Source organism: Marinobacter salsuginis (genome assembly GCF_009617755.1).
Lineage (GTDB): Bacteria > Pseudomonadota > Gammaproteobacteria > Pseudomonadales > Oleiphilaceae > Marinobacter > Marinobacter salsuginis.
In genome coordinates this window covers 1,288,236-1,303,493 of sequence record NZ_BGZH01000001.1, presented here as the reverse complement: position 1 = coordinate 1,303,493, position 15,258 = coordinate 1,288,236, and the positions used below count along the sequence as shown (strand labels likewise).

The window sequence follows — 15,258 nt, the reverse complement described above, 5'->3', positions numbered from 1 at the left end:
TTATGCAGACGAATCTGGTTCAACAATTTGCCAACACCAAGGAAGGCCTGGAAGCCGAGTCCATCCTGCGGGCCTGCGTGCATTGTGGCTTCTGCACCGCTACCTGCCCGACCTATCAGGAGCTGAACGACGAGCGGGATGGCCCTCGGGGCCGGATCTACCTGATGAAAATGTTCCTGGAAGGAGCGGAAGTCACCGAAAAAACCCAGGAGCATCTGGATCGTTGCCTGACCTGTCGGAGCTGCGAGACTACGTGCCCCTCCGGCGTTCAGTATGGCCGCCTGGTGGATATCAGCCGTGGCCTTATGGAAAAGGAACTGCCCCGGAAACCGAAAGACAAATGGCTACGCTGGGCCCTGGCCCGGGTGATTCCGAATCGTCAGTTGTTCGGCGTGCTGCTTCGGATGGGGCAGATCTTCCGGCCTGTGTTGCCGGAGAAGCTTCGCACCAAGGTGCCGCCGAGAAAGCAGGCCAGCCCATGGCCCGCAGCCAGTCACAGCCGGATCGTGCTGGCACTGGCAGGCTGCGTGCAGCCTTCTGCGACGCCCAACACTAATGCGGCAGCAGCACGGGTTCTCGATCGCCTTGGTATTACTATGGTGGAAGCGCCCGAGGCCGGCTGCTGTGGCGCCGTAAACTACCATCTATCCGAGCACGAGAAAGGCCTGGAAAGAATGCGCCAGAATATTGATGCCTGGTGGCCTGCTATTGAAGCGGGTGCAGAAGCCATCATCATGACGGCGTCCGGCTGTGGTGCCATGGTTCAGGATTATGGGCATCTGCTGAAAGACGACCCGGTATATGCCGCCAAGGCGCAAAAGGTCAGCGAGCTGTGCACCGATCTTGGCGCCTTCCTGTTGAAGCAGGATCTGGAAAAGCTGAAGGTTCGCCAGGACCCAGGCAAGGTGGCATTCCATTGCCCCTGCACCCTGCAGCATGCCATGAAGCAGAATGGTGTGGTTGAACAGGTTCTGACCCGGGCCGGTGTCAACCTGGCGGCCACCAAAGACAAACATCTCTGCTGTGGCTCCGCTGGCACCTATTCGGTTACCCAGCCGGAGATGAGCCAGAAGCTGCTGGGCAACAAGCTGAAGGCGCTGACCGTCGACAATCCCGATCGAATTGTAACCGCCAACATCGGCTGCCAGATGCACCTGGAGACCAAATCGCCGGTGCCAGTACAGCACTGGATTGAGCTTCTGGATCAGTAGCCTGAATCCGGGGTCAGATGAGCTTTTCATCTGACCCCGTTTTCGTTTGCCCCCAGGTTAGCGGCTTTTTTCGTTATACTGCCCCACCAAATTACCGAACCACAGGGAGTGGAACCGTATGCCAAGGATGATGGCTGGTCTCGTTTTGTCTTTTTTTCTCACTTCAGCAGTCAGTGCCGAAGTCTACACCTGGATAGACAGCCGGGGCGTCGCGCACTTTTCCGATTACCCGCCTGGAGAAATTCCCCATAAGCAGCTTGACGTGCAGGCGCCTGTCACGGTGCCGATGTCCGAGAATCTCGGGCAAGGCAAGCGCGTTTCAGGAATCCGCAAAGAGGTTGAAGGGCTGCTTGCCTCCGGTCGCCCGACGGGCTCCGGAGCAACGGCAAAAGAAAAGGCCGATGCCGAGCTGGAGAAGACCTGCGCAACCTACAGAAGCAAACTGGAGCGGATCCAGTCCAAGCTGCGGGCAGGCTATAGCAACGACAGGGGGAACAGTCTCCGGCAGCAGCGCAGGACGCTCAGCCAGAAGCTGAGCCGTGAGTGCATCCTGCGTTGATTCAGGCCGATATCAGGCGCGTTTGAAGCTGGCCAGGGCAACCGCGGCGGTAACGAACAGCCCACCAAACACCCGGTTCATCTGCCGCTGGCGGCGGGCGGTGGTCATGAACCGGAACAGTTGGCTGGCGAGCAGGGCATAGCCCAGCATCACCAGGCAATCCACCAGGATCAGGGTAACACCCATGGTGATCAGCTGCGGGCCATGGGGTGCATCTGCAACCAGAAACTGCGGGAACAGGGCCACCAGAAAGACCGTAGCCTTGGGGTTGGTCAGGTTCACGAACACTGCATTCCAGAAACGTTTGTGGCCGCTCACGGGCTGGCGGTCGTCATCCATGGATTCCATAACCGGTTCGCGCCATTTCGAGATGCCCAACCAGATCAGGTAGGCAACACCCAGCCACTTGATGACCGACAAAGCGATGTTCGAGGAGGCAATGATGGCCCCCAGCCCTGCACCCACCAGCAGAATCTGGATCCCGAAACCCAGCTGCAGCCCCATGATGGCTGGCAGCGAACGGCGGACACCGTAACGCATACCATTGCTCATGGTATTGATCGCCCCGGCGCCCGGGGAAACACTGATCAGTACGGCCGCAACAAGGAAGGTCAGCCAGGCTGCAAGTGACATGCTTTACGCTCCTTAAAAAGCCAAGAGATACACCGTATAGGCCACGAAGGCAAGCAACAGGGCGGCGCCCTCAAAGCGGTTGATGCGTCCGGCTCCACGAAAGCCATAGCACATTGCAAACAGAACCAGGGTGAGGGCACCCATGACCGGGAAGTCCCGGGCAAGCACCTCAGGTGCCACCGACATGGGCGCAATCAGCCCTGCAATGCCCACAACGGCCAGGGTGTTGAACAGGTTGGAACCCAGAATATTGCCCAGTGCCAGGTCGTGTTCACCCTTGCGAGCAGCAATAATGGATGACGCCAACTCCGGAAGTGAGGTGCCAACGGCCACGATGGTGAGGCCAATAACCAGATCGCTGATGCCAAACATGGTGGCCAGGTCAACGGCGCCCCATACCAGAATGCGGGAGCTGACAATCAACAGCAGCAGTCCGACCACGAGCCATAAAAGCGCTTTTCGCAACGGCATGGCGTGAACTTCTTCGGTCATCTCTTTCGCCAGGGCATCGTCCGGTTGCCGGAAGCTTTGGTAAATGCTCCATCCAATCAGTGCCACGAAAACCAGCATGAGGCCGATTGCATCCATTCGGCTCAGATTGCCGTCCCAAAGCTGCCAGCCGGCAAAGGCGGTTACCAGAATCAGGATGGGCAGTTCCTTGCGCATGACCTGGGAATGCACCGCGATTGGCGCCAGTAGCGCCGTGATGCCGAGAATCAGGGCTATGTTGGTGATATTCGAACCATAAGCATTGCCCAGCGCCAACCCAGGGTTGCCCTGGGACGCGGCCAGCGCAGAGACGGCCATTTCCGGCGCCGATGTGCCAAAGCCCACCACAACCATACCAATCAGCAGTGGTGGCATCCCGAAGTGGCTGGCTGTGGTAGCCGAGCCTTCCACAAATTTGTCTGCACTCCACACCAGCAGAATCAGACCTGCAATGATCGCCCCAATGGCCATCAGCATTTCAGTCACTCCTTGTCATCAATTGCCTTCTCGGCAGCGCAAGAATCGATGGTGCCACAGGTTCCTGCAATAGGTATAAATGCCCTGCCTTCCATCACTTGATCTCAAGGTAATTGATTTCAGTCAACCCCCGGACGTGCCCAGGAATGTTACGTTGGTCAAGCATTGATCAGAAAAGGAGGGGGAAACATGGCACAAGGAACTGAGAACATCGTAGTCGCATGCGACGGTTCAGAGCATTCGTCACACGCCGCCAAAATGGCAGCGGAGCTTGCCAAAGCGACCAGCCAGCCACTCAAACTGCTTGCCGTCTTCCCCGGCACCAAGGTCGAAAGAATGATCGTAAGTGGTATTCCACAGAGCGACATAGACGAAGAAGCCAGCGAATACGGACGCAAGGCATTTGATGCCGCGAAGCAGGCGGTAAGCGGGATTGTTGAGCCGGCTGAGGAGGTTCTGCTCAAAGGGGACCCAGCGAAGGAAATCGTCGAGTATCTCGATGAAAATCCCGGCTCCCACATGTTTCTCGGTCGGCGCGGCGACTCAATGCTGAGAAGTCTCACTCTTGGTAGTGTCAGTGAAAAAGTCGTGAGGCATGCTCATAGACCAGTGACAGTTGTTAGTGAATAAACGGCAAAGCTCGGTAAACACTCCAAAGCCCGCATCATGCGGGCTTTTTCGTTCCTGATCCCCGCGCCCTCCACGATTCGCCACAATTCATGCGAAAAACAACCGAGATAGGGCGCAGCCAGATCTTTATGCTGACCGAGTGAATTCAACGAAACGAGGTGGCTATGAAGACGACAGAGCTGATTGAGAAATGGCTCGATAAATGTGACCTGGCGAGACTGGCCCAGGAGCGTTACGAAGAGGATCCGAGCCCCACCAATTACACGGAACTGAAAAGAGCCATGAGTGAACGACGGCTGATGGAAGAGCGCATTGATCCCAGGGCGAGTCATGCCCAAAGAGTCGCGTGAGTCGTCTTTCTCAGGCGTCAAAAACGACAAAACCCGCACGAGGCGGGTTTTGTCTGAATTCTTAATGGTGCCCGGAGGCGGAATCGAACCACCGACACGGGGATTTTCAATCCCCTGCTCTACCAACTGAGCTATCCGGGCATGTTGCGCTACTGCTGTGCAACGGGGCGCTATTAAACCGGTTTCGATGTATTGAGTCAAGGCTGAGCCGGAAAAATTTCCGAATCTTTTCAGGCATGCTCAGGCTTTGATCAATCCGGGGTTATTGTTCCGGTGGAACGTAGCCCTCGGCCTTGTCGAACGGTTCGTTATTGAAGAAATGTTCCATCTGCGCCTGCAGGTACTTGCGGGTGTTCGGGTCCATCAGGCTCAGATGTTTCTCATTGATCAGCATGGTCTGCTGGGCCTGCCATTCTTCCCAGGCCTGCTTGGAAATATTCTCGAAGATATCCTGGCCCTTGGCGCCGGGCATGGGCGGGAAGTCCAGGCCTTCCAGTTCTTTCTGGTATTTGCGGCAGAAAACGGTACGGCTCATGGTGGCTCCTGTTGGCAAATGTTGCTGGCGGTGATGATAACAGATCGTTGCGGGTGAGGGCGTTGGCCGGCCAGATCAAAGCAAGGCAGCTTGCTCCGGTTCGGTAAGTAGCGACCTGATCGGCGCCGGCAGACCGAGGTTGAGGGCTTCATGGCGGTGCAGCCATTTCAGATGATCGCTGTCTGCAACGGTGTTGGCTCGGCCAGTGACGTTCAGGCGGGCCGGCTGAATGTGCAGGTGGTAATGGGAGAAGGTATGGCGAAAGCCGCTGATCAGCTCCGGCTCTCCGCAATCCAGCCCCAGGCTCTGCTCGCAGGCCTCCTGAAGTTCGTCGGCCCCGTAAGCCGGGTCCAGTTCCGGCAGGCTCCAGAGGCCGCCCCAGATGCCACTGGGAGGGCGACGCTCCAGCAGGATGCGCCCCTCGCCGTCCTCGATGATAACCATCCAGGTGGTTTTCTCCGGTTTGGCCTTTTTCGGTTTGGAGCCGGGATAGAGTGAGGTTTCATTCTGAGCGTAGGCCGTACAGCCTTCTTGCAGCGGGCAGCTCTCGCAGGCCGGTCGGCTGCGGGTACAAACCATGGCGCCCAGGTCCATGATGCCCTGGGTGTAGTCACGCACCCGCTGTTCAGGAGTATGCTCTTCCGCCCGATGCCAGAGTTGATTGAGGACGGCGGTCTGTCCGGGCCAGCCGGGGATCGCATGGTAGCGCGCCAACACCCGTTTGACGTTGCCATCCAAGATGGCGGCGCGAATGCCGAAGGCCTGGGCCAGGATGGCGGCGGCTGTGGAGCGGCCGATGCCGGTCAGGGATTCGAGCTCTTCCTGGGTTTGTGGAAACTCACCAGCAAAGTCCTGAACAACAGTCTGCGCGGCTTTTTGCAGGTTACGGGCCCGGGCGTAGTATCCCAGGCCGGACCAGTGGCTGAGCACATCATCTACGGGGGCTTCGGCCAGGGCATGGACGTCCGGGAAGCGTTCCATGAACGCCTCGAAGTAGGGGATAACGGTGGTTACCTGGGTTTGCTGCAACATGATTTCCGAGACCCACACCCGGTAGGCGTTCCGGTTGTGATGCCACGGCAGGTCATGCCGGCCGTGGCTGTCGTACCATTGCAGCAGCTTGTCGGCGAAACGGTCGTGCATCAGTTGAACAGACCTTTCAGTTTATCGCCGAGTTGCTCCTGAACCTTTTCTTTCACCTTTTCCTCCGCCTTGGCTTTTGCCTTGTCGACTTCCTCTCGGGCTTTTGCCTTGGCAGCGTTTTCCGCAATGGTTTTCAGAGTGTCCCGGAAGCGGGATCCGTCGAAAGAACACAGGCCGGCCGGGTCCTCGGCGAAGTTGCCCCGGCACTCTACAGGAATAACCGCGTTTTCCACGTATTCGGTGACACGGCAGGCCTCGTCCCTGTGGATCTCACCGACGATTCTCAGGCCCACTTCGTAATCCAGCTGGCTCTGGGCCATATCCACGGTACCGTTGCCCTCAAGGCGCATGCCGGCCAGTGCGGCGACCAGATCGGTGTTATTCAGAGTGTTGCCGTTAATGTCCAGGGTGCCACGCATGTCGTTGAACGGCGTGCTGGTGCCCCAGTCTGTGGTTGTCAGATCTTCCTGGTTGACCAGTGCGATGCCCTGGCAGGCCATGCGGGTCAGGTTCATGCGACGGAACTCGCCCTCTGCCAGGTTGAAGCTGATCTGGCCGTCAGCATTGCTGCGCAGTGACGAGATTCGGTTACCGGTGGTGGTGGCGTTCACTTTGAGGTTCGCACCGCCGCCGAGCATGTCTACCTCCGCAAGATCGGTGAGCAGGGGCAGGGTCTGAACGTTGGTAACGTCTGAAGCCACGGTCCATTTCGGGTTGTCGCTGCGGGCGTCGATGGTCACATTGGCGCCAAAGCTGCCTTCGTAAAGTTTGCCGCTGAACTCATCAATTTTGAGCAGGCCGTTTTTCGCGGTAGTGCTCGCCTTGATTTCGTTGATGGTCAGGTTACTGACGATCAGCTGTCCGAGACCCAGATCAATATCCAGCAACAGGCTGCGAAGGGTCTCCAGGGGCAGCAGGTCGCCCTCCGGTCCAGTTGCCGCGGTTTCCTGGTTAGTAGGTGCTTCCTCGGCTTCCCCCTCTGCCTTGGGTGGCAGGTAGCGGTCGGCATTCAACTGGTCACCCTGAAGGTTGAAGACGATGCCCGAATCGGCCAGGTTGTAACTGCCAGAGCCATTGAACGTAGTGTCATCCAGTTTGATGGTCAGATTGGTGAGTTCCACCTTGCCCGCCGGACCGCCAATTCCGGTGGAGAATGCGATGGCTTCAAGCACGTCCGCATCGCTGGTTTCCACTGCAGGCTGGCCGAGGTTGTTCAGAAGGTCTTTCAGCGAGAACTCAGCGATGGAGATCTTGCCGCTCAGGGTTGGCTTGTTGCCGAATCCGGAGACATCCAGATCGGTAGACAGGTTCAGGTTGGCCAGGCTGGCGGTAAAGCCGCTCAGAGTGGCGGTTTCGTTTTCCAGATTCGCCCGGGCAGAGCCGCCAAGTTCAGCAGTGACCTCTTTGCCGCCGAACGGCTCGCCGGTCATGTCAAACACAGCATTCAGGCTGGATACGGCGAATTCGTTGAGCGCTTCGTTGGCAGCGAGGCGGGCGCTGATGCTGCCATTCACTTCAAACGTGGGCTGGGTAGTGGCAACCCGGAATCCGATTTCCAGCGGGAACTCGGAACCCAGGGTGATATTGCTGGCGTTAACGGTGAAGTTCTCCAGAGTGACCGATTGTCCGGTGCTCTTGTCCGTGTAGTGCACCTGGGCATTACTGATCTGAACGTTCTCAACGTTGAAGTTCAAGGGCTCGCCGCCGGCTCCTTCACCTTCCTGAGCCTGCTCATCCTGGGTGCCGGCTGATTCTTCCGTTGCCGCTCCGGCTGTATCCTCGGGCATGATTCTGGTCCAGTTGCCGTTGCCCTGTTCGTCCACTTCCAGCCGGGCGTCCAACCCGTCCAGCACGAAGGTGTTTACCCGTGGCGACATGGCAATAAGCGACCAGAAATCGATCTGGGCAACCAACTGCTCCAGGGCCACAAAGCGATCACCCTCCAGTGTGGCTTCTACGGAATTCAGCTCCAGACCGAGTGGAATAAAAGACCAGCCAATGTCGCCCTCAAGGATGAGGTCCAGGTTCGTTGCATCTTCAACGGCTTGTTCAATCTGAGGCTTATAGTCGTTGGGGTTGATCACGGCCATGGCGATGGCAACGGCAGCCACAGCAAGAACGATGAGTGCAACGATACCAATCAGCACATAACGGACGGCTTTCATGATTCAGGCTTCCTTCCTAATGTTGGGAGCTTGCAGTATTCGCGGCGAATACCGACGCCAATGACCCAAAGGATAACGCAGGGTTAACAAATTAACAGCGCAGGAGTATGACAATGCGGTAGTGTTGGGCCAAAATACACGTCCTTGATTTTCCGACTACATTGATACCTATAAACACAAGAAGGAGTTGGCCGTGGCTATTACCGTCTCTATTGAGCTGAACCGGGAGCTTGAGATTCCCGGAGGCTATGATGAAGTATTTGATCTGCTGGCCGATGTGCCACGTTCAGCCAGTCACTTTCCCAAGGTTCACAAACTGACCGACCTCGGCGACAACACCTACCGCTGGGAAATGGAAAAAGTTGGTGTCGACAAGCACGCCATCCAGTCCGTTTACGCCTGCAAATACCATTCGGACAAAGACGCCGGAAGGATTACCTGGGAGCCGGTAAAAGGCGAAGGCAACGGCGTTGTAAGCGGTTCCTGGACCATTAAACCCAAGGGCGACAATGCCACGGCCGTGAAATTCCAGACCAGTGCAGAGCTGACGGTGCCCCTGCCAAGCCTGCTCAAACTGGCAATCAGCCCGGTTATCAAACACGAGTTCAACAGTCTCGTGGACACCTACATGAACAACCTCAAAAAGGCTTTCTGACAAGACCCGGTCTGCTGAATAACCGCGTTTCGCTATTGCAGCGATTAAACCGGTTGTGGGACTCCGGCGGACATAAAAGGTATAATCGTCGGATAGAATTTTTCCGGCGTTATGCCGCTCAATTGTCACGGAGTCCCCATGGCCGAACGCAAGGCTCGGGTAGAAAGAAATACCCTTGAAACCCAGATCACCGTTGAGATTGATCTCGACGGTACCGGTAAATCCAGTTTCGACACCGGCGTGCCCTTTCTGGAGCACATGATGGACCAGATTGCCCGTCATGGCCTGGTTGATCTGAATATCGTTTCCAGGGGCGATCTGCACATCGATGACCACCACACCGTTGAAGACATCGGTATCACCCTTGGCCAGGCCTTCAAGCAGGCCGTTGGCGACAAAAAGGGTATCCGCCGTTATGGCCACGCCTATGTGCCGTTGGACGAGGCTCTTTCCCGTGTGGTTATCGATCTTTCCGGCCGCCCGGGCCTGATGATGGATGTGCCCTATACCCGTGGCGCCGTGGGCGGTTTTGACGTTGACCTGTTCGAGGAATTCTTCCACGGCTTTGTGAACCACTCCATGGTGACCCTGCACATCGACAATCTGAAGGGCAAAAACACCCACCACCAGATTGAAACCGTGTTCAAGGCCTTCGGTCGTGCCCTGCGTATGGCGATTGAAATGGACGAGCGCATGGCTGGCATTACGCCGTCCACCAAAGGCTCGTTGTAAAAGGCTCGTCACCAGAAGGCTCGCTTTAACCGGTCAGTTGTGGCCGGTCAATCAAGGACACCGCAACAATCATGAAAACCGTTGCCATAATCGACTACGGCATGGGTAACCTTCACTCTGCCAAAAAAGCGGTAGAGCACGTTGCCCCAGATACCACCGTACTGGTCACTGACAACGCCCAGAAAATCCGTGAAGCCGACCGTGTCATCCTCCCCGGCGTTGGTGCCATTCGCGACTGCATGGCGGAAATGCATCGCCTTGGGGTGGTGGATCTGGTTCGTGAAGTCTCTCAGGATCGCCCGTTTCTTGGCATCTGCGTTGGCATGCAGGCCCTGATGTCCCGCAGCGAGGAAAATGGTGGCGTTGACTGTATCGGCCTGTTCCCCTCGGAAGTGCGTTATTTCGGTGACCATCTGACGGAGAATGGTGAGCGCCTGAAGGTCCCTCATATGGGCTGGAACCAGGTGCAGCAGGCCATGGATCACCCCCTGTGGCACAACATTCCCGACGGGGACCGTTTCTACTTCGTGCACAGCTTCTACGCGGAGGCCGAGGGTAACGCCGATATGGCGGGCCGCACCCACTATGGTGTCGACCTGGCAGCAGCGGTAGCGCGAGACAATATTTTTGCGGTGCAATTCCACCCGGAGAAAAGTGCCCGGGCGGGACTGCAGCTGCTTGAGAATTTTACAAACTGGACTGGAAAATGCTGATAATTCCCGCGATCGATCTTAAAGACGGCAAATGCGTGCGCCTTCGCCAGGGCCGGATGGATGACTCCACGGTGTTTGGTGACGACCCTGTCGATATGGCCACCCGCTGGGTGGAAGCCGGTGCCCGCCGCCTGCACCTGGTTGACCTTAACGGCGCCTTCGCCGGCGAGCCGGTCAACGGTGAAATCGTCCAGGCCATTGCCCGCAAATATCCGGATCTGCCGATACAGATCGGTGGCGGCATCCGCTCGGCTGAAACCATCGAGGCCTATCTGAAGGCAGGCGTGCAGTGGGTCATCATCGGAACCAAGGCCGTTAAAGAGCCGGAATTTGTCACCGAGATGTGCAAGAAATTCCCCGGCCACATCATCGTGGGTCTGGACGCCAAAGACGGCCGTGTGGCCACCGATGGCTGGGCGGAAGTTTCGGAAGTGATGGCCACCGATCTGGCCAAGCGTTTTGCCAACGACGGCGTGGACGCCATCGTGTATACCGACATCAGCCGCGACGGCATGATGCAGGGCGTCAATGTTGAAGCCACTGCTGCATTGGCCGAAGAGGGTGGCATCCCCGTTATCGCTTCTGGCGGCGTGACCAACATGGATGATCTCAAACGCCTCGCTACCGTTGCAGACAAGGGCATCCTCGGCGCCATCACCGGCCGTGCCATCTACGAGGGCACCTTGGATGTCGCAGAAGCCCAGGCTTTCTGTGACGGGTTGAAGGGGTAAGGACGACTTATGGCTCTGGCGAAACGCATCATTCCCTGCCTCGATGTCGACAAAGGCCGCGTGGTGAAAGGCGTCAACTTCGTTGATATTCGTGACGCCGGCGACCCGGTGGAAGTGGCCCGTCGCTACAACGAGCAGGGCGCCGACGAGATTACCTTCCTCGACATCACGGCCAGTCACGAAAGTCGTGACACCACCTATGAAACTGTTGAGCGGATGGCTGCGGAAGTCTTCATTCCGCTGACGGTTGGCGGCGGTGTGCGTACCGTGGATGACATACGCAAACTGCTGAATGCCGGTGCAGACAAGGTGTCGATCAACACTGCTGCTGTGTTCAACCCCGAGTTTGTGCGGGAAGCGGCTGAACGCTTTGGCAGCCAGTGCATTGTGGTGGCCATTGATGCCAAGCGCGTCAGTGAAGAGGGTGAGGAGCCCCGCTGGGAGATCTTTACCCACGGTGGTCGCAAGCCCACGGGGCTGGATGCCGTTGAATGGGCGCGCAAGATGGTAGATATGGGCGCTGGTGAGTTACTGCTGACCAGCATGGACCGGGACGGCACCAAGATCGGCTTTGATCTTGGCCTGACCAAGGCCATCAGCGATGCGGTAATTGTGCCGGTGATTGCCTCAGGCGGCGTCGGAGAGCTCCAGCACCTTGCTGATGGCGTTACCCAGGGTGGGGCCGATGCGGTACTGGCGGCCTCTATCTTCCACTTTGGGCAGCACACCATTCCGGAAGCGAAGGCCTTTATGAAGGCCCAGGGTATAGAAGTCCGCGATTAATCCTTCTTTGCGAAAGCAGGTCGAATGGCCTGCTTTTCTCCCTCCGCAAACATCTCACGATTACCGTTACGCATTGCCCAAAGCCCACTGACGGTGGCTATGGCGATACCCTGCTCATCCAGTGTTGGCAGGTGCTTCTCCAGATAATCCACAGTGACCTTGTGAGGATGGCCAATGCCGATGGCACTGCCGTTTTCCCGGGCGCGCTTGATCAGCAGTTTGAACTGGCGGTCTATAAACTCTTCGGTTTGCTCATGGTCGAGAAACACGTCCCGGGTCATGGTTGGAATCCGGTAGGCGGCAGCAACATCACCAGCAACGGATGAGGCGATGGTGCGGCTATCGATAAAGTACACCGGGTAGCGGAACAACTCCTTCATCACCCAGTCCATGGGCTGCAGCTGCTGGGTCAGCAGGCTGCCCATGTGGTTGTTGACACCCTGCACATGGGGAATCGACTGCAACGCACGGCGAAGCGTGGTTACCATGCTTTGTTCATCCATATCCGGGGTCAGGCCGCCCGGGCCGAGGCCGTAATTGCGGGTGTTGGCCATGGGCGCGTGCAGCATGATTTCCTTGTGCTGCTTGTGGGCGAGCCGGGCAAGGCTGTCGGTGTGGCGCCGGTAGGGCAGGAAGGCCAGCGTAAGCGGCTGATCCAGGTTTGCCAGTCGCTTACCTTCAGCAAGGCTGTGGCCCATGTCATCGATGATGATGGCAATGGTTGGCGGCAGGGCCGTTCGTGTCGGCTCTGCCGACACCGCGCCGGCCGTAATGCAGAATGCCAATGCCAGCAGGGTACGCGCTACTGTCACTGATCGCTTCCTTCTGCCTTGTCCTTCTTGTTCGGGTTCAGAATCCGGATGCCTTTAAGAAGGTTCAGTGCCGAACGCAGCTGGTAATCCCGGTCTGCGAGGGAGCCTGAATCGGCGTTTGCTTCGCTTTCGCCGTCCTTCTCCTGGCCTTCGTTCTGGCCTTCAAGGTGACCGCTCAGGTCCGCTTCGGTAAAGAAGGGGTTGCTGTCGAGTTCCTTCAGCTCCGCCGGGCGTACTACGATGTCCGGCTTGATTCCCGTCGCCTGGATGGAACGGCCATCGGGCGTGTAATAGCGGGCGGTGGTCATCTTGATGGCATGGGTCTCATCCAGTGGAATCACCGTCTGGACACTGCCTTTGCCGAAGGATTGGGTGCCCATCACCACGGCCCGTTCATGGTCCTGGAGTGCACCGGCCAGGATTTCCGATGCCGAGGCAGAGCCACCGTTGATCAGCACCACAATGGGCGTGCCTGCCATGATGTCGCCTGCCCTTGCGCTGAAACGCAGGCGCGAGCTCTGGATACGGCCTTCGGTGTAGACGATAAGCCCTTCATCGAGCAAGGCATCCGCAGACTCTACAGCCGCCTGCAACACGCCACCCGGATTGTTGCGCAAGTCTATGATAAGCCCGTCAAGGTCACGGCCCAGCTCGTCTTCAAGGCCGTTGAGGGCATCCCTGAACTGTGAACCGGTATCCGCCTGGAACTGCGTAATGCGAACATAGCCATAGCCATTCTCCAGCATGCGGGATTTCACGCTGGTGACCTTGATGATGTCGCGCTCCACTTCGATTTCAATGGGGCCTGTCTCGCCTTCCCTCATGATCGTCAGTGTCAGCACAGAGCCGGGTTTGCCCCTCATCAGTTTGACGGCTTCTTCCAGGCTCATGCCTTTGACCGGCTTTTCATCAAGCTTGATGATCAGGTCCCCGGCCTGAACGCCCGCTTTCTGGGCCGGTGTGTCGTCGATGGGCGCAATCACTTTTACGAAGCCGTTCTCCATGCCCACTTCAATGCCCAGCCCGCCGAACTCGCCGGAGGTGCTTTCTTCCAGCTCTTCGTAGTCCTTCGGTGCCAGGTAGGTGGAGTGTGGGTCAAGGTCCGACAGCATGCCTTTGATGGCGCTTTCGAGGAGTTTGCGATCGCTTACTTCCTCGACATAGGCGTCTTTGATGCGGCTGAATACTTCGGTGAACTTTCGAAGATCTTCCAGGGGTAGCTGCTTCTCGGGATCCGGCAGGCTGATTTCCACCCGTTCACCATTCTGGATGCCTTCGAGAAGCTGTTCGGTGGCGGTGTCTTCATCCTGGGCCCAAGCCAGTCCGGAGGCGGTTGCGAAACAGGTAGCGAGCGCAATGCTGCGCAATGGAAAGGCGTTAAGTGTACTTCTGACCCGTTTCATTCACATATCCTGTTTTTATTCCGATAGTTGGACTGGATTCCCTGACTCCGGACAGTATGGCGTTACCCGCGGCGTTTGTCAGCCCTCGACGAGTGCCTCAGTTCGCCAGCCACCGGCCCGGATTGTCAGGCTTGCCATTGTGGCGAACCTCAAAATACAGGGCCGGGGAATCGGTGCCACCGGTACGGCCTGCCTGGGCGATGGGCTCACCTGCAACCACCCAGTCCCCGGGACTGGTGAACAGGCTGCTGCTGTGGCCGTACAGTGTCATGTAGCCTTCACCATGATCAATGATGGTAATCAGGCCAAAACCCCGAAGCCAGTTGGCGAACACCACCCGACCGTAGTGTATTGCACGAATTTCCGCTTCATCCCCGGTGCCGATAAGCAGGCCGTTGCGTCGGAGTTTGCCATCGGCATAGCGTTCACCGTAGCGGCTCAATACCTTACCCTCTACTGGCCATGGCAGCTTGTTGCGCAGTGAAGCGAAGGGCTGGGATTCATTGGGTGAGGGGATGTTGTTGATTGCCTGCTGGACTTCTTCAAGCAGGTTTTCCAGCCGTTTGCGATCTGACTCCAGCTCTTCCCGTTCGCTCAGGCGGTTCTGGATGTCGGCTTTGAGTGCTGCCAGGGTCTGCTGGCGTTTCTGTCTGGATTCGGTCAGTTCCTGCTGGCGTTTGGCGACGTTTTCCTCGGTTCTGGCCAGTTCGACCCGTGTCGATTGCACGGCAGCCTGAGTGTTTCTGAGCTCTTGCAGGCTTTTCCTGAACGCTTCCAGGCGGTTGACGGTGTCCTTGCTGAGGTATTCGTAATAGGTCATGGTCCGGGCGATCTTGTCCGGATCTATCTCATTGAGCAGGACTTTTACCGCCGGCGCGTCTCCTTCCATCCAGGCTGCGCGGATCTGCTTCTTGAGGCTCTCCCGCTGGCGGTCGAGGGTTCGTGTGAGCTCCTGCGCCTCATTCTCCAGTTCCCGGAGTCTTTGCTGCTGCTGTTCGGCCTGCTGGCGCAGGGATCGCCGCTCGCGGGTCAGGCGGCTGATGTTCTTTTCGGTCGCGGCAAGCTGCCGCTCCAGGGAGGAGCGGTCTTCTTCGGCGTCCTCCAGCCAATCGTCGATGTCCTCAATGCGTTCCTTGAGTTCCTCGATCTGGGCCGGGGTAACATCCTGTTGGGCGAGTGCCGGCGCTGCACCCAGAAAAAGGGTGAGCGCCAGAGTTGCGGTCAGTCGCAAAGGTTG

Annotated in this window: 17 protein-coding genes and 1 tRNA gene; 9 read left to right on the top strand and 9 right to left on the bottom strand. The window is 57.6% G+C overall.

The annotated features are described in order from the left end of the window. Positions 1-2 precede the first annotated feature (2 nt). Complete coding sequence (gene glcF, locus GJU83_RS06060; protein WP_153633932.1) at positions 3-1,211, top strand: glycolate oxidase subunit GlcF; 1,209 nt, start codon at positions 3-5, stop codon at positions 1,209-1,211. A 118-nt stretch (positions 1,212-1,329) separates the two neighbouring features. Next, positions 1,330-1,770 carry a DUF4124 domain-containing protein gene (locus GJU83_RS06055; protein ID WP_069181869.1) on the top strand — a complete coding sequence of 147 codons (441 nt, stop codon included), beginning with the start codon at positions 1,330-1,332 and terminating at the stop codon, positions 1,768-1,770. 12 nt (positions 1,771-1,782) lie between these two features. Here GJU83_RS06055 and rhtB read toward each other — a convergent pair whose 3' ends face one another. Continuing rightward, positions 1,783-2,403, bottom strand: coding sequence for a homoserine/homoserine lactone efflux protein (rhtB, locus tag GJU83_RS06050; protein ID WP_069181868.1), 621 nt, complete (start codon positions 2,401-2,403; stop codon positions 1,783-1,785). 12 nt (positions 2,404-2,415) lie between these two features. After that, positions 2,416-3,369, bottom strand: coding sequence for a calcium/sodium antiporter (locus GJU83_RS06045; RefSeq protein ID WP_069181867.1), 954 nt, complete (start codon positions 3,367-3,369; stop codon positions 2,416-2,418). Positions 3,370-3,558: 189 nt separating this feature from the next. On the opposite strand from GJU83_RS06045, the gene GJU83_RS06040 reads away from it, so the two are divergent. Together GJU83_RS06040 and GJU83_RS06035 are read left to right on the top strand one after the other, a co-directional pair. Further along, positions 3,559-3,999, top strand: coding sequence for a universal stress protein (locus tag GJU83_RS06040; protein ID WP_069181866.1), 441 nt, complete (start codon positions 3,559-3,561; stop codon positions 3,997-3,999). Between the two features lie 164 nt (positions 4,000-4,163). Then, positions 4,164-4,349, top strand: coding sequence for a hypothetical protein (locus GJU83_RS06035; RefSeq protein ID WP_069181865.1), 186 nt, complete (start codon positions 4,164-4,166; stop codon positions 4,347-4,349). A 65-nt stretch (positions 4,350-4,414) separates the two neighbouring features. On the opposite strand, the gene GJU83_RS06030 is transcribed toward GJU83_RS06035, so the two are convergent. The 4 genes from GJU83_RS06030 to GJU83_RS06015 form a co-directional block, all read right to left on the bottom strand. Beyond that, positions 4,415-4,490: transfer RNA gene (locus GJU83_RS06030), tRNA-Phe, on the bottom strand. Positions 4,491-4,611: 121 nt separating this feature from the next. Beyond that, the gene (locus GJU83_RS06025; RefSeq protein ID WP_008169302.1) at positions 4,612-4,884 is read right to left on the bottom strand and encodes an oxidative damage protection protein; all 273 of its coding nucleotides are present in this window, start codon (positions 4,882-4,884) and stop codon (positions 4,612-4,614) included. Positions 4,885-4,959: 75 nt separating this feature from the next. Continuing rightward, positions 4,960-6,027: an A/G-specific adenine glycosylase gene (mutY, locus tag GJU83_RS06020; protein WP_069181864.1), complete on the bottom strand. Its 1,068-nt coding sequence runs from the start codon at positions 6,025-6,027 to the stop codon at positions 4,960-4,962. Beyond that, the gene (locus GJU83_RS06015) at positions 6,027-8,192 is read right to left on the bottom strand and encodes an AsmA family protein (protein WP_069181863.1); all 2,166 of its coding nucleotides are present in this window, start codon (positions 8,190-8,192) and stop codon (positions 6,027-6,029) included. The genes mutY and GJU83_RS06015 overlap by 1 nt, the downstream gene beginning before the upstream one ends. A 193-nt stretch (positions 8,193-8,385) precedes the next feature. On the opposite strand from GJU83_RS06015, the gene GJU83_RS06010 reads away from it, so the two are divergent. The 5 genes from GJU83_RS06010 (at position 8,386) to hisF (ending at position 11,806) form a co-directional block, all read left to right on the top strand. Beyond that, positions 8,386-8,847, top strand: coding sequence for an SRPBCC family protein (locus GJU83_RS06010; protein WP_069181862.1), 462 nt, complete (start codon positions 8,386-8,388; stop codon positions 8,845-8,847). Between the two features lie 138 nt (positions 8,848-8,985). After that, complete coding sequence (hisB, locus tag GJU83_RS06005; protein ID WP_014578250.1) at positions 8,986-9,579, top strand: imidazoleglycerol-phosphate dehydratase HisB; 594 nt, start codon at positions 8,986-8,988, stop codon at positions 9,577-9,579. A gap of 71 nt (positions 9,580-9,650) precedes the next feature. Continuing rightward, a complete protein-coding gene (gene hisH / locus GJU83_RS06000) occupies positions 9,651-10,292 on the top strand; it encodes an imidazole glycerol phosphate synthase subunit HisH (RefSeq protein WP_069181861.1) in 642 nt (213 codons plus the stop codon). Continuing rightward, positions 10,286-11,023, top strand: a complete 738-nt coding sequence (hisA, locus tag GJU83_RS05995) for a 1-(5-phosphoribosyl)-5-[(5-phosphoribosylamino)methylideneamino]imidazole-4-carboxamide isomerase (RefSeq protein ID WP_014578248.1) — start codon at positions 10,286-10,288, stop codon at positions 11,021-11,023. The genes hisH and hisA overlap by 7 nt, the downstream gene beginning before the upstream one ends. Positions 11,024-11,032: 9 nt before the next feature. After that, positions 11,033-11,806 carry an imidazole glycerol phosphate synthase subunit HisF gene (gene hisF / locus GJU83_RS05990; protein WP_069181860.1) on the top strand — a complete coding sequence of 258 codons (774 nt, stop codon included), beginning with the start codon at positions 11,033-11,035 and terminating at the stop codon, positions 11,804-11,806. Here the strand turns inward: hisF and GJU83_RS05985 are convergent. From GJU83_RS05985 to GJU83_RS05975, 3 genes are all read right to left on the bottom strand, one after another. Next, positions 11,803-12,618 carry a divergent polysaccharide deacetylase family protein gene (locus GJU83_RS05985; protein WP_069181859.1) on the bottom strand — a complete coding sequence of 272 codons (816 nt, stop codon included), beginning with the start codon at positions 12,616-12,618 and terminating at the stop codon, positions 11,803-11,805. The two genes, hisF and GJU83_RS05985, sit on opposite strands and share 4 nt — an antisense overlap. Next, positions 12,615-14,021, bottom strand: a complete 1,407-nt coding sequence (locus GJU83_RS05980) for a carboxyl-terminal processing protease CtpA (protein WP_069181858.1) — start codon at positions 14,019-14,021, stop codon at positions 12,615-12,617. The genes GJU83_RS05985 and GJU83_RS05980 overlap by 4 nt, the downstream gene beginning before the upstream one ends. A gap of 97 nt (positions 14,022-14,118) precedes the next feature. Continuing rightward, entirely contained in the window at positions 14,119-15,252 is a 1,134-nt protein-coding gene (locus GJU83_RS05975) for a murein hydrolase activator EnvC family protein (RefSeq protein WP_069181857.1), read from the bottom strand. Between the last annotated feature and the right edge of the window lie 6 nt (positions 15,253-15,258).